Source organism: Streptomyces sp. NPDC004134, assembly GCF_042874195.1.
Classification (GTDB): domain Bacteria; phylum Actinomycetota; class Actinomycetes; order Streptomycetales; family Streptomycetaceae; genus Streptomyces.
The window spans coordinates 47,722-60,639 of the sequence record NZ_JBIAMS010000007.1; the positions used below are offsets into that span (position 1 = coordinate 47,722).

Below are 12,918 nucleotides of genomic sequence, written 5' to 3' on the forward strand. Positions count from 1 at the left end.
GGGACTCACGTGACGATCCGGGTCATGCTCGTGGACGACCAGGCGCTGCTGCGCACCGGCTTCCGGATGGTGCTGGCGGCCCAGCCCGACATGGACGTCGTCGCGGAGGCCGGGGACGGCGACGAGGCGGTGCAGCTCCTCGCCGTCACGAAGGTGGACGTCGTGCTCATGGACGTACGCATGCCGCGCCTCGACGGCGTCGAGGCGACGCGGCGCATCTGCGCGGACAAGCCGGCGGAGGCGCCGCCGAAGGTGCTGATCCTGACCACCTTCGACCTGGACGAGTACGCCTTCTCGGCGCTGCAGGCCGGGGCGTCGGGCTTCATGCTCAAGGATGTGCCGCCCGGCGACCTGCTGAGCGCCATCCGGGCCGTCCACAGCGGCGACGCGGTCGTCGCGCCGAGCACGACGCGGCGGCTCATCGACCGGTTCACGGCCGTGATGCCCGCCCCGGCGGGGGAGCGGGCGCACCCGGAGCTGAAGCGGCTGACGGACCGGGAGCGCGAGGTGCTGCTGCTGATCGCGCAGGGGCTGTCGAACGGGGAGATCGCGGCGCAACTGGTGCTGTCGGAGGCGACGGTGAAGACGCATGTGGGGCGGATCCTCACGAAGCTGGAGCTGCGGGACAGGGTGCAGGCGGTGGTCCTGGCATACGAGACGGGTCTGGTACGGGCCGGAGGCTGACGGCATACGAACCGGGCCGGGACGAGCCGGAACCCGGGTCCGGGGCCGGCTCAGGCGGGGTCGGGTCGGCTGACGGGCGTACGGACACGAGGGCGACGGGCGCGACGGCGGCAGTCGTACGGGCATGCCGCAGGCACCGCCCGCCTCGCCGGCACTGGGACTCGCGTCCCGGAGCCGTCCGGCGTGCGGCGGACCGTGTGCGCCGCGGCGGCGTCCCCCTCCTCAGCGCAGCAGGCCCTCCAGCAGCGACCCGCCCAGGCGGGCGACCGCCGGCAGCGACAGTTCGTACTGCACGTAGCGCCCGCGGCGCCGCGTGACGACCAGCCCGGCCTTCTTCAAGACCGCCAGGTGCCGGGAGACCTCCGGCGCCGTCAACTGATGCACGGCGGCCAGCTCGCCCGTCGTCGTCGGCGTCCGCGAGATCGTGCGGCACAGCCGGAGCCGCACCGGGTGCGCGAGCGCTTCGAGCCGCAGTTGCAGCGTCTCCAGAGTCGGCGCCCGGGGCAGGTCCGGCGAGGGTATGGGGTACTGGATCACCGGCTGCCAGCCCGGCGCGTACACCACCAGCACGTGCGGCCAGCCGAACGCCGTCGGCAGGAACGTCACGCTCTCGCTCGCGACCGCGCCGCCGTTGCTCAGCTTGTCCGCGACGATCCGGACCGAGCCGTCCTCGCCCTCGTCGAGCCGCAGTGCGCTCGACACGTCCGCCAGCGTCACGGCCAGGCCCTTGCGCCGCAGCAGGTCCGTCTTGTGCCGGGCATCGGCGGCCAGCGAGTGGCGCACCTGCTCCCACGTCTCGTCGAAGAACGCCTGCGCGCAGTCCTCGAACAGCCGCCGCAGCCACACCCGCAGCCCGTCGGGGTCGGCGAGCATCCGCTCGACGAACGCCGCCTGCCGCGGGCCGCGGGCCGCCGCGCGCTCGACGGCGATCCGGCGGGTGGCCGGGTCGGTGAGCGGCGACGGGCTGCCGTACTGGTACGCGGGGTTGCAGACGATCTCGAACGCGGCGGTGACGAACCTCTCGTCCGGTATCCGGTCGAGCGCGTCCAGCTCCTCGGCGAGGGTCGCTCCCGGCACGGCGGGCAGCAGGATGTCGGCCCGCCCGGCGCTCCACAGGAACTCGCCCTCGCTCAGCCGGTCCGCGAGCGCGGGGTCGAGCGCCGCGGCGGTCGCGGTCGTCCACTCGGCCGCCCCGGGGTGGTGCCCAGGGGCGGCGAGCGCGTGCAGCGCGGCGCCCAGCTCGGCGAGCGGGGAAGGCGTGAAGCCGATGCGCTCGACGGCGAGGCCGGTGATGTCGAGGGTGACGCTCATGAATCCATGGTCGGGCACGGGACTGACAGCGCCAGGGTCCTCGGCCCCTCATCCACGGCCGCGCAGTTGGACGGAGCCCGGGCCGTCGGGCCCACATCCACCTGCGGTCAGTTGGACACCGCCGGGCCCGCGGGCTCCGGGCCGGCGCCCGCGGCCTCCGCGTCGGCGCCTTCCGTCCCCGAAGCCCCCGGGACCTCCACAGCCCCCGTAACCCCCGCAGCCCCTGGAGCGCCCGCAGTCCCCGCAGTCCCTGCAGCCTCCACCCGCCGCACCCGCTCCACCAGCGCCCCCGCCTCCCGCACCACGTCCTCCGCCGACCACGCCAGCCCCGGCTCCGTCACCGTGACCTCCGTCACCGACAGCCCCGGCGGATCCCCCGGCTCCGTCCACATCCGGAACAGGCACGTCCCCGTCTCCTCCGCCAGCGCCGTCCCCGCGTCCATCAGCGCCTCCGCCCCGTACGGCAGCCAGACCTGGAACTGGTGCGTGTGCGGCACCCCGGGATGCACGCGGAAGAACGGAACCGCCGCCGCCGCGAACCCCTCCCGCAGCGCCTCCGCGACAACCCGCGCGTGCGCCACGTACGACGGCAGCCGCGGCAGCTCCCGCTGCAGCCCCTCCAGCGCGGTCAGCGCCGCCGGCCACTGCTGGAACACCTGGCCGCCGTACCGGTGCCGCCACGCCCGCGCCTCCTCCACGAACCCCGCGGGACCCGCCAGCGCCGCGCCGGACAGCCCGCCCAGCGACTTGTAGAACGAGACGTACACGCTGTCCGCGAGCCCCGCGATCTCCGCCAGCCCGCGCCCGAAGTGCGTCGTGCACTCCCACAGCCGGGCGCCGTCGAAGTGGACGACCGCCTCCCGCTCCCGCGCCGCCGCAACGACCTCGGCCAGCTCCTCCCACTCCGGCAGCACGAACCCCGGCTCGCGCATCGGCAGCTCCAGCATCAGCGTGCCGAAGGGCTCGCCCAGCGCCCGCACCTCCGCCGCGGTCGCGGCCCGCGGCGCGCGCGTGGGGTGCACGGTGCGCAGCCCGGTGACCACCGCGTACGCCGCCCTCTCGTGCACCTCCAGGTGGGCCAGCGGGTGCGAGGCGACGACGCGGCTGCCAGTGCGCTCCGCCCAGCAGCGCAGCGCGACCTGCTGCGCCATGGTGCCGGTGGGGAAGAACGCCGCGTCCTCGCAGCCGAGCAGCTCCGCGGTGCGCTCCTCCAGTTCGCCGACGATCCCGCCGGCGTAGACGTCGACCTGCTGGCCGAGGTCGACGCCGCCGGGCCTGGCGGTGGTGAGGCGGGCCAGGCGTGCGGAGATGGTGGGGAGGGAGGCCGAGAGGGTGTGCTCGGCCGCCGCCCACGTCGCGCGCCTACGGGTCATGAGGTCGTCCGCGTCCGTCATGGGCCCAGATCATGCCCGCCGCCGTGCCCCCTCCACACCGGGTTTACGCACCGGCCGCGCCATCCGTGCGGGGCGGCACGCGCGCGTAGGGTCACGGGCCGCCTGCCGAGCGCGTCCTACGCGCGTACGCGCGTAGGACGCAGTCGTCCTCGTGCCCGTACACCGTGCTCAGGCACACACCGGCGGCCGCCCCGGCCGCAAGTACCATGAACCCGTACGTCCGGTACCCGAAGCGGACTGGAACGGAAGGCGACGTGAACCCCAGCCCCACCCCCGAGCCGCAGGAGAAGCCCGCCCGGCTCGCCGTCGGCGTGGTCGGCGCCGGCCGGGTCGGCCCGCCGCTCGCCGCCGCGCTCGCGCTCGCGGGCCACCGCCCCGTCGCCGTGCACGCCGTCTCCGACGGCGCCCGCAGGCGGGCCGACGAGCTGCTGCCCGACGTGCCGGTCACCGAGCCCGCCGAGGTGCTGGCCCGCGCCGACCTCGTGCTGCTCACCGTGCCCGACGACGTGCTGCCCGGCCTCGTCGAGGGCCTGGCGAGCACCGGTGCCGTACGCCCCGGGCAACTGCTCGTGCACACCTCGGGACGGTACGGGGCCGCGGTGCTGGAGCCCGCCACGCGCGCGGGCGGGCTGCCGCTCGCGCTGCACCCCGCGATGACGTTCACCGGCACCGCGATCGACGTCCAGCGCCTCGCCGGCTGCTCCTTCGGGGTCACCGCGCCGGGCGAGCTGCGTATGGCGGCGGAGGCCCTGGTCGTGGAGATGGGCGGGGAGCCGGAGTGGGTGGAGGAGGCGGCCAGGCCGCTGTACCACGCGGCGCTCGCCATCGGTGCCAACCACCTCGTCACACTGGTCGCGCAGTCGATGGAGCTGCTGTCCAAGGCCGGCGTCGGCGCCCCCGACCGGATGCTGGGCCCGCTGCTCGGCGCCGCCCTGGACAACGCGCTGCGCAGCGGCGACGCCGCGCTCACCGGGCCGGTGGCGCGCGGCGACGCGGGCACCGTGGCGGCGCACATCGCGGAGCTGCGCGTGCACGCCCCCCAGGCGGTGCCGGCGTACGTCGCGATGGCCCGGGCGACGGCGGACCGCGCGCTGGCGGGCGGGCTGCTCAAGCCGGAGCTGGCCGAGGACCTGCTCGGGGTCCTCGCCGACGGAGGACGCTGAGGGACGGCGACGATGACCGCTCTACTCGTACACCAGGCAGCGGATCTGCCGGAGCCGCCGGGGGCGCATGAGCCCCCGGAAGCGCCCGGTGCCGCGCCCGAACGCCCGGCGCGCGCCGTGGTGATGACCATGGGCGCCCTGCATGAGGGCCACGCCGCCCTCGTCCGCGCCGCCCGCACCGAAGTCGGCCCGTACGGGCAGGTCGTGGTCACCGTCTTCGTCAACCCGCTGCAGTTCGGCCCCGGCGAGGACCTCGACCGCTACCCCCGCACCCTCGACGCCGACGTCCTGCTCGCGGGCAAGGAGGGCGCGGACATCGTCTACGCCCCGTCCGCTGACGAGGTCTATCCGGGCGGCGAACCGCACGTGCGCATCAGCGCCGGGCCGATGGGGGAGCGGCTGGAAGGCGCGTTCCGCCCGGGGCACTTCGACGGAATGCTGACCGTCGTCGCCAAACTGCTGCACCTCACGCGGCCGGACGTGGCGCTGTACGGGCAGAAGGACGCCCAGCAACTCGCCCTGATCACGCGGATGGTGCGCGACCTGAACTTCCCGGTGCGGATCCTCGGCGTGCCGACCGTACGCGAGCCGGACGGGCTCGCCCTGTCCAGCCGCAACGTGTACCTCTCCGCGCCGGAGCGCCGCACCGCGCTCGCGCTGTCCCGCGCGCTGTTCGCGGCGCGCGCCGCGGCGGGCACCCCGCGGGATGCGCTGGCCGCGGCACAGTCCGTGCTGCACGACGCGGGCACACTGACACCCCCGCTGGAGCTGGACTACGCCGCCCTGGTGGACCCGGCGGACTTCACCCCCGTCACTGACGCCACGGCGGAGGACGGGGCCGCTGCGCCACGGAAAGACGGCGCCGCCCGCGAGGCCGTCCTGGCCGTCGCCGCCAAGGTCGGCGCCACCCGCCTCATCGACAACATCCGCCTCACCTTCGGAGGTGCCAGATGACCGCGATACGGCTCGGCGCCCCGGCCCCCGGCTGGGTACTGGACACCGACGTCGTCGTGGTCGGCTCCGGCGTCGCCGGCCTCACCGCCGCGCTGCGCTGCGCCGAGGCGGGCCTGCGGGTCGCCGTGGTCACCAAGGCCAACCTCGACGACGGCTCCACCCGCTGGGCCCAGGGCGGCATCGCGGCCGCCCTCGGCGACGGCGACAGCCCCGAGCAGCACCTCGCCGACACCCTCGTCGCCGGCGCCGGGCTGTGCGACGAGGACGCCGTACGCACCCTCGTCACCGAGGGCCCCGCCGCCGTACGCCGCCTCATCGCCACCGGTGCCACCTTCGACACCGACCCCGCCACCGGCGCCATCGAGCTGACCCGCGAGGGCGGCCACCACCGCCGCCGCATCGCTCACGCGGGCGGCGACGCGACCGGCGCGGAGGTCTCCCGCGCGCTGGTCGCGGCCGTGCGCGAGGCGGGCATCGAGACCGTCGAGCACGCGCTCGTACTCGATCTGATCAAGGACGCGGAAGGGCGTGCCGCCGGGGTCACATTGCACGTCATGGGCGAGGGCGCGCGCGATGGCGTGGGCGCCGTGCACGCCCCCGCGGTGGTGCTCGCCACCGGCGGCATGGGCCAGGTCTTCTCCGCGACCACCAACCCGGCGGTCTCCACCGGCGACGGTGTCGCCCTCGCGCTGCGCGCCGGCGCGGAGGTGTCGGACCTGGAGTTCGTGCAGTTCCACCCGACGGTGATGTTCCTGGGCCCGGACGCGGAGGGCCAGCAGCCGCTGGTCTCCGAGGCGGTACGGGGCGAGGGCGCCCACCTCGTCGACGCCGACGGCGTGCGGTTCATGGTGGGTCAGCACGAGCTGGCGGAGCTGGCGCCGCGCGACATCGTGGCCAAGGGCATCACGCGGCGCATGCGCGAGCAGGGTGCCGACCACATGTACCTCGACGGGCGGCACTTCGGCGCGGAGATGTGGAAGACACGCTTCCCGACGATCTTCGCGGCCTGCCGCGCCCACGGCTTCGACCCGGTCCACGACCTCGTCCCGGTCGCCCCCGCGGCCCACTACGCCTCCGGCGGCGTCGTCACGGACCTCCGGGGCCACACGAGCGTCCCGGGCCTGTACGCGTGCGGTGAGGTGGCCTGCACGGGCGTGCACGGCGCGAACCGGCTGGCGTCCAACTCCCTCCTGGAGGGCCTGGTCTTCGCCGAGCGCATCGCGGCGGACGTCGCGGCCGCGCCCGTACGGGCGGAACCGGCAGCGCCGGAGGAGAAGAGCCCGCCCCGGGAGATCCCGCTCCTGCCGCAGGAGGCGCGCGCGGACATCCAGCGCGTGATGACCGCGGGCGCCGGCGTCCTGCGCTCCGCCGCCAGCCTGGACGGGGCCGCCGACGCGCTGCGCGCGATACGCGACACCGCGCGCCCCGCGCCCGCGGCGCCGTGCGTGGAGACCTGGGAGGCGACCAACCTGCTGCTCGTCGCGCAGGTCCTCGTCGAGTGCGCCAGGCGCCGCGCCGAGACCCGCGGCTCGCACTGGCGCGAGGACCACGCCGACCGGGACGACGCCCGGTGGGCCCGCCACTTCCTCCTCACCCTCACCCCCGATCCCGTACGCCCCGAAAGCCCCGCGGACCCCGTACGCCCCGAAGACCCGACGCACCCCGCACACCCCGCACACCCCGCACCCGCCGTCCGGACCACGGCCGGCACCGCCTTCCACCGGGAGACCCCGTGAGCAGCACCCCAGAGCCCCACCGACCCCAGCCCGTGGAGCTGACGCTCCTGCCCCTCGGCGGCCCGGACACCGGCGCCGGCGCAGGGGGCTGCGGCGACGCCTGCGGCTGCGGGGCAGGCGACGGTGCTGCCGAAGCGGCGTACGGCCACGACCCCCTGGAGTGCGGCCTGGACCCCGGTCTCGCCCAGCTCCTCGTCGACGCGGGCCTCGACCCCGTCTACGTCGAGGACGTCGCCCACCTCGCCGTCGAGGAGGACCTCGACCACGGCGTGGACGTGACGACCGTCGCCACCGTCCCCGAAGACGCCGTGGCCACGGGCGACTTCACCGCCCGCGAGGCCGGCGTGGTCGCCGGCCTGCGCGTCACCGAGGCGGTGCTGTCCGTCGTCTGCACCGACGACATGGAGGTCGAACGGCACGCGGAGGACGGCGACCTGGTCGCGGCCGGACAGCCGCTGCTGTCCGTACGCACCCGCACGCGCGACCTCCTTACTGCCGAACGCAGCGCGCTCAACCTCCTTTGCCGCATGTCCGGAATCGCCACCTCCACCCGCGCCTGGGCCGACACCCTGGAGGGCACCAAGGCGAAGGTCCGCGACACCCGCAAGACGACGCCGGGACTGCGCGCGCTGGAGAAGTACGCGGTGCGCTGCGGCGGCGGCGTCAACCACCGCATGTCCCTGTCGGACGCGGCGCTGGTCAAGGACAACCACGTCGTGGCGGCGGGCGGCCTGGCCGAGGCGTTCCGGCTCGTACGGGCCGAGTTCCCCGACCTGGACGTGGAGGTGGAGGCGGACACCCTGCACCAGGTGCGCGAGGCCGTCGACGCGGGCGCCGACCTCATCCTGCTGGACAACTTCACGCCCGTGGAGACCGAGGAGGCCGTCGCGCTCGTCGCCGGCCGCGCCCGGCTGGAGTCCTCCGGGCGGCTGACGCTCGACAACGCGCGCGCGTACGCGGAGACGGGCGTCGACTACCTGGCCGTAGGGGCGCTCACCCACTCCACCCCCATCCTCGACATCGGCCTGGACCTGCGCGAGGAGGGCGACGGCTAGATGCTCCTCACCATCGACGTCGGGAACACCCACACCGTCCTCGGCCTCTTCGACGGCGAGGAGATCGTCGAGCACTGGCGCATCTCCACCGACGCGCGCCGCACCGCCGACGAACTCGCGGTGCTGCTCCAGGGCCTGATGGGGATGCACCCGCTGCTCGGCGAGGAACTGGGCGACGGCATCCACGGCATCGCCATCTGCTCCACCGTCCCCTCGGTGCTGCACGAGCTGCGCGAGGTCACCCGCCGCTACTACGGCGACGTCCCCTCCGTGCTCGTCGAGCCGGGCGTGAAGACGGGCGTCCCCGTCCTGATGGACAACCCCAAGGAAGTCGGCGCCGACCGCATCATCAATGCCCTGGCGGCGGCAGAGCTGTACGGCGGCCCGGCCATCGTCGTCGACTTCGGCACGGCGACGACGTTCGACGCGGTCAGTGAGCGCGGCGAGTACGTCGGCGGGGTCATCGCGCCGGGCATCGAGATCTCGACGGAGGCCCTGGGCGTACGCGGCGCGCAGTTGCGCAAGATCGAACTGGCCCGGCCGCGTTCGGTGATCGGCAAGAACACGGTCGAGGCGATGCAGTCCGGCATCCTCTACGGGTTCGCGGGACAGGTCGACGGCGTGGTCAACCGGATGGCGGCGGAGCTGGCCGACGACCCGGACGAGGTCACCGTCATCGCGACCGGCGGGCTGGCGCCGATGATGCTCGCCGACTCCTCGGTGATCGACGAGCACGAGCCGTGGCTGACGCTGGTCGGCCTCCGCCTGGTCTACGAGCGGAACGTCTCGACCACCTGACGGGTACGTGGCCGCGGCCCGCCCCGCGGCGATAGCCCGTTCCGCGCGCCTTCGCGGCATGAGCCCTATTCAGGGCCTAAAGTCGGATTATGCCTACGCCATACGGTTCCCGAGGCGGTGTGGCGCTCAGCGCCGACGAGCTCCGCGTCGTGCGTGACGCGCTGGCCATCGCCATCGAGTCGAGTTGGGGCCTGCCCAGGCCCGCCAGGGGTGACGGAGCGGAGCCGGCCGCCGCGCGGGCGGTCCCGCGCGGTGCCGTCGTACGGGACTGCACGGAGCTGGCCGCGGCGTTGGACGAGGCGGCGGCCGAGGCGGACCGGATGCGCCTGTTCCGTAACGCCGACCTCGCCCGCTACCGCGCCGCGCTCCCCGGCAGCGCCTCCGGCTACGCGGAGCTGCTGCACGACGCGCTGGCCACCGGCTACGTACCCGGGCAGGCCGACATCGCCGCTCTGCGCGCCCTGTGCGACGAGCCGGCGGACTCGGGCGTGGCGCAGCGCCGGCAGCGGCTGCTGCGGCGCTGCGAGGCGCTGAAGGCCGCCCTGGTGCCGCTCCGCCGCCGCCCGGAGGAGCCGGTCCCTCAGGTCCCGACGGCTACGGCACCGACCGCTACGGCCGCGACCGTGCCGCCCGCCGCGGCCACGGCGCCGGCGGCCCCGGCGGCCCCCTCCGTGCCGAAGGTGCCCCCGGTGCCGTTCCCGCTCCTCCCGCGCCCCGCGCTGCGCGCCCTGCCCGGCGGCAGGGCCCCCAGGGCGGCGCAGGGCTCGGAGGAGTCGGAGCCCGCCCCGGACCGGCAGCCGCGCAAGCCCGGCGAGCAGCCGAAGCGCCCGCCCCGCGAGAACCCCCCGGACCGGCAGCCCGCGTCCCCGAACCGGCCGGTGCCCACCCCCGCCGAGGTCTTCCCGCCCCGCCGCCGCCCGGCCCGCCCCCCGGAGCATCTGCTACGCCCCCACGCGGCCCGTACGGCCTGACCTCCGGCCGTACGGCCCGCCTCCCCGTACGGCCCGGCCTCCGCCTTCGTACGCCGGGCCCCCGGCGCACCTCCACCCCACCCGCGGGCCTGCCGACCCCGCCGGGCTACGCTGGAGGCCGCGGCACCTCCGCGGCGCCCGCGCCCAGTAGCCCGCAACGATGGATGGCTCTCATGGATTACCTCTCCGCGCTGCTTCCGTCGACCGTCATGGCCGTCGCCTTCACCGTGATGATCGTGACGATCGTCAAGAACCAGGGCGGCCCCAACAAGGCCAAGGAAGACGCCGCCGTCGACGCCGCATTCGCGCAGGCGGAAGCGGCGAAGCAGAAGTCGGCCGAGTAACGCGGAGCAGCCCCCTAACGTCGGCGGCGGGCACGCCTGCGCCGCCCGAATCGCCACGCCCGCCGCTCCCTTCCCCGTCCCAATCGCCCCATTGTTCACGCTCCTACGGGTATTGTGCTGGCGTGGTCCGGCCATTGGGAGAGCTCGAAGACGCGGTCATGACCCGGGTGTGGGAGTGGAACCGCCCGGTCACGGTCAGGGAAGTGCTGGAAGACCTCCAGCAGGAACGCTCTCTCGCGTACACCACCGTCATGACCGTAATGGACAACCTCCACCAGAAGGGCTGGCTGCGGCGCGCCCCCGAAGGCCGCGCCTATCGATATGAAGCGGTCTCCACCCGGGCCGCCTACTCCGCCGCACTCATGAACGAGGCGTGGGCCGCCAGCGACAATCCAGCGGCGGCCCTTGTCGCGTTCTTCGGCATGATGTCGCCGGGCCAGGTCGAGGCCCTGCGCGATGCGCTACGCGTCGTGTCGCTGGACTCACCCGGTGACACCGAAGCCGGTGGCGGCGAAGCAAGCGCGTGACGATAGCGTCATGCCATGCCCAGCGATTCTTACGGGGTCACGATCCGGCGTGCCCGCACCTCGGATGTCCGGGCCATCCGGCGGCTGCTCGACCCCTACGTGCACCGCGACATCCTTCTCGACAAAGCCACCGTGACGCTTTACGAGGACATCCAGGAGTTCTGGGTGGCCGAGCGGGACACGGACGCCGCCGTGGTCGGCTGCGGGGCGCTGCACGTGATGTGGGAGGACCTCGCCGAGGTGCGTACGCTGGCCGTGGATCCGGCTCGCAAGGGCACCGGCATCGGCCACCAACTCCTCGACAAGTTGCTGCACACCGCCCGCTGGCTCGGTGTCAGCCGCATTTTCTGCCTCACGTTCGAAGTCGACTTCTTCGCCAAGCACGGCTTCGTCGAGATCGGCGAGACTCCGGTGGACCAGGACGTCTACAGTGAGCTACTGCGCTCGTATGACGAGGGCGTTGCCGAGTTCCTCGACCTGGAGCGGGTGAAGCCCAACACCCTCGGCAACAGCAGGATGCTGCTGCATCTGTGATGGCGCTATGTCCGAATCGCGCAGATATTGTTGAGCGAGTTCTCCGGCAGGGTTTGAGTTTTTCGCTGAAAAGCGGTTTGCTTTCGCCAGCACACATTGTTCCGATGAAAGGGAAGCCCGGTGGCTCAGAAGGTACAGGTCCTTCTCGTCGATGATCTCGATGGCGGTGAGGCCGACGAGACCGTGACGTTCGCTCTTGACGGCAAGTCCTACGAGATCGACCTCACGACTGCCAACGCGGAAAAGCTGCGCACCGCTCTGGAGCAGTACGTGAAGAGCGGCCGCAGGACCGGTGGCCGCGCCACGAAGCGTTCTCGCGGCGGGGCGTCCGGCAGCCAGGACACGGCGAAGATCCGCGCGTGGGCGAAGGAGCAGGGTTACGAGGTCAGCGAGCGTGGCCGTGTTCCGGCGAACATCCGCGAGGCATACGAAAAGGCGAACGGCTGACGTTCAGGGCGAGGCGGTGGCAGGCCGTCGCCGCCGCGCTCACCAGCCGTACCAGATCCGGCCGGTCCGCAACCCGGTTCCGTGCCGGCACGGCATCGCCGTCCGCGTAACCCCTGTCCCCATCCCCTTCGGCAGCTTCGCGGCCGGCGTCTTCGACGCCACCGGCGTCATCTCCTACGCCATCCCCATCCACGACTCCGCCCCCGCGGCCGGCCCCCGTGCCCACGGGCAGCCGCACCGCGGGGAGCCGCGCCAGCGCCGCCCGGCCGGGCGGGCGCAGCCAGAGCGTCGGCGGCCAGCTCCGTACCGCCGCCGGCGCCGCGCTCAGATCCAGTGGGATACCGCCCCACTCCAGCCAGTCCAGCAGGCCCGGCAGCTCCGCCGCGCCGCCCTCGGCGATCAGGAAGCGCATCCGGCCGCCGGCCAGCCCCACGGGTCCTGTGGCTGGCCGCCGGCGCAGCACGGCCCAGCCGGCCTCCGCGGGCATCTCCAGTACGTCGCAGCGCAGCGCCCCCGCCGGCAGCGCCACCCCGGCTGAAAGAGCCCGCCCGGCTGCCTCGCCGGCCGCTTCTCCCGCCGTCTCTCCGGCCGCTTCTCCGGCCGCTTCTCCGGCCGTGTCCGCGCCCGGTCCTTTCCGGACGCGCGCGCCGCTTCCGCCCGCCGGGGCGGGCCTGCCCTGCGGGCCGGTCTGGCGCGGGATCACGGGGCCGGTCACACCGTGAGCAACGGGGTCGCACCCGCGTTGGTTACGACATGTGTCATCCCGGTCGCATAGCGCGCTTCTTCTTCCCCGCACCAGCGTCCACAGACGTTCCACCGTGTTCGCCGTCAGCGCAGTGAAGAGGCCGGAAAATCTGATGGCACGGCCCATGGCGCGGGTAAGACTTGGCTAGTGGTGCTGGTGAGAGCGGTGGCTTCGGCAGGGTCCGGCGGCGGCGTTCGCCATGGGCGTAGCGGCATTGAGAGTATTCGCCTGGCCTGCGGGAACATCGTCTCGCAC

14 protein-coding genes are annotated in these 12,918 nt (G+C 74.0%); 11 read left to right on the forward strand and 3 right to left on the reverse strand.

Annotated features, from left to right (window positions below):
* Positions 1 to 9: 9 nt before the first annotated feature.
* On the forward strand, positions 10 to 684 hold the full coding sequence (locus ACFYVJ_RS11990) for a response regulator (RefSeq protein ID WP_388889464.1): 675 nt from the start codon (positions 10 to 12) through the stop codon (positions 682 to 684).
* Between the two features lie 222 nt (positions 685 to 906).
* Here the strand turns inward: ACFYVJ_RS11990 and ACFYVJ_RS11995 are convergent, their stop codons facing one another.
* Both ACFYVJ_RS11995 and ACFYVJ_RS12000 read right to left on the reverse strand, forming a co-directional pair.
* On the reverse strand, positions 907 to 1,995 hold the full coding sequence (locus ACFYVJ_RS11995; protein WP_388889467.1) for a DUF5937 family protein: 1,089 nt from the start codon (positions 1,993 to 1,995) through the stop codon (positions 907 to 909).
* Positions 1,996 to 2,102: 107 nt separating this feature from the next.
* Positions 2,103 to 3,389, reverse strand: coding sequence for a threonine aldolase family protein (locus ACFYVJ_RS12000; protein WP_388889470.1), 1,287 nt, complete (start codon positions 3,387 to 3,389; stop codon positions 2,103 to 2,105).
* 254 nt (positions 3,390 to 3,643) lie between these two features.
* Between ACFYVJ_RS12000 and ACFYVJ_RS12005 the strand changes: the two genes are divergently transcribed.
* The 10 genes from ACFYVJ_RS12005 to ACFYVJ_RS12050 all read left to right on the forward strand — a co-directional run bounded on the left by ACFYVJ_RS12005 (position 3,644) and on the right by ACFYVJ_RS12050 (position 11,918).
* Positions 3,644 to 4,552 (forward strand): Rossmann-like and DUF2520 domain-containing protein, encoded by a 909-nt coding sequence (locus ACFYVJ_RS12005; RefSeq protein ID WP_388889472.1) that lies wholly within the window; start codon positions 3,644 to 3,646, stop codon positions 4,550 to 4,552.
* Between the two features lie 12 nt (positions 4,553 to 4,564).
* Positions 4,565 to 5,506 (forward strand): pantoate--beta-alanine ligase, encoded by a 942-nt coding sequence (gene panC, locus ACFYVJ_RS12010; protein WP_388889475.1) that lies wholly within the window; start codon positions 4,565 to 4,567, stop codon positions 5,504 to 5,506.
* Positions 5,503 to 7,242, forward strand: a complete 1,740-nt coding sequence (locus tag ACFYVJ_RS12015) for an L-aspartate oxidase (RefSeq protein ID WP_388889477.1) — start codon at positions 5,503 to 5,505, stop codon at positions 7,240 to 7,242. Before panC ends, ACFYVJ_RS12015 begins: the two co-directional genes overlap by 4 nt.
* A gap of 32 nt (positions 7,243 to 7,274) precedes the next feature.
* Positions 7,275 to 8,297 carry a carboxylating nicotinate-nucleotide diphosphorylase gene (gene nadC, locus ACFYVJ_RS12020; RefSeq protein WP_388889907.1) on the forward strand — a complete coding sequence of 341 codons (1,023 nt, stop codon included), beginning with the start codon at positions 7,275 to 7,277 and terminating at the stop codon, positions 8,295 to 8,297.
* Positions 8,298 to 9,095 carry a type III pantothenate kinase gene (locus ACFYVJ_RS12025; protein ID WP_388889480.1) on the forward strand — a complete coding sequence of 266 codons (798 nt, stop codon included), beginning with the start codon at positions 8,298 to 8,300 and terminating at the stop codon, positions 9,093 to 9,095.
* Positions 9,096 to 9,184: 89 nt separating this feature from the next.
* Positions 9,185 to 10,066: a hypothetical protein gene (locus ACFYVJ_RS12030; RefSeq protein WP_388889483.1), complete on the forward strand. Its 882-nt coding sequence runs from the start codon at positions 9,185 to 9,187 to the stop codon at positions 10,064 to 10,066.
* Between the two features lie 173 nt (positions 10,067 to 10,239).
* Positions 10,240 to 10,410 carry a hypothetical protein gene (locus ACFYVJ_RS12035; protein ID WP_018854367.1) on the forward strand — a complete coding sequence of 57 codons (171 nt, stop codon included), beginning with the start codon at positions 10,240 to 10,242 and terminating at the stop codon, positions 10,408 to 10,410.
* Positions 10,411 to 10,532: 122 nt separating this feature from the next.
* Positions 10,533 to 10,937, forward strand: a complete 405-nt coding sequence (locus ACFYVJ_RS12040; protein ID WP_388889486.1) for a BlaI/MecI/CopY family transcriptional regulator — start codon at positions 10,533 to 10,535, stop codon at positions 10,935 to 10,937.
* 15 nt (positions 10,938 to 10,952) lie between these two features.
* The gene (locus ACFYVJ_RS12045; protein ID WP_047017129.1) at positions 10,953 to 11,471 is read left to right on the forward strand and encodes an amino-acid N-acetyltransferase; all 519 of its coding nucleotides are present in this window, start codon (positions 10,953 to 10,955) and stop codon (positions 11,469 to 11,471) included.
* A gap of 120 nt (positions 11,472 to 11,591) precedes the next feature.
* A complete protein-coding gene (locus ACFYVJ_RS12050) occupies positions 11,592 to 11,918 on the forward strand; it encodes an Lsr2 family protein (protein ID WP_018839280.1) in 327 nt (108 codons plus the stop codon).
* Here ACFYVJ_RS12050 and ACFYVJ_RS12055 read toward each other — a convergent pair.
* Positions 11,857 to 12,447, reverse strand: coding sequence for a hypothetical protein (locus ACFYVJ_RS12055; protein ID WP_388889489.1), 591 nt, complete (start codon positions 12,445 to 12,447; stop codon positions 11,857 to 11,859). The genes ACFYVJ_RS12050 and ACFYVJ_RS12055 overlap by 62 nt on opposite strands.
* Positions 12,448 to 12,918: the final 471 nt, after the last annotated feature.

Bases quoted from the DNA above. Each gene is read 5' to 3' on its own strand.
- ACFYVJ_RS11995 (WP_388889467.1), bottom strand. From the start codon at position 1,995: ATGAGCGTCACCCTCGACATCACCGGCCTCGCCGTCGAGCGCATCGGC.
- ACFYVJ_RS12000 (WP_388889470.1), bottom strand. From the start codon at position 3,389: ATGACGGACGCGGACGACCTCATGACCCGTAGGCGCGCGACGTGGGCG.
- panC (WP_388889475.1), top strand. From the start codon at position 4,565: ATGACCGCTCTACTCGTACACCAGGCAGCGGATCTGCCGGAGCCGCCG.
- ACFYVJ_RS12015 (WP_388889477.1), top strand. From the start codon at position 5,503: ATGACCGCGATACGGCTCGGCGCCCCGGCCCCCGGCTGGGTACTGGAC.
- ACFYVJ_RS12025 (WP_388889480.1), top strand. From the start codon at position 8,298: ATGCTCCTCACCATCGACGTCGGGAACACCCACACCGTCCTCGGCCTC.
- ACFYVJ_RS12030 (WP_388889483.1), top strand. From the start codon at position 9,185: ATGCCTACGCCATACGGTTCCCGAGGCGGTGTGGCGCTCAGCGCCGAC.
- ACFYVJ_RS12035 (WP_018854367.1), top strand. From the start codon at position 10,240: ATGGATTACCTCTCCGCGCTGCTTCCGTCGACCGTCATGGCCGTCGCC.
- ACFYVJ_RS12045 (WP_047017129.1), top strand. From the start codon at position 10,953: ATGCCCAGCGATTCTTACGGGGTCACGATCCGGCGTGCCCGCACCTCG.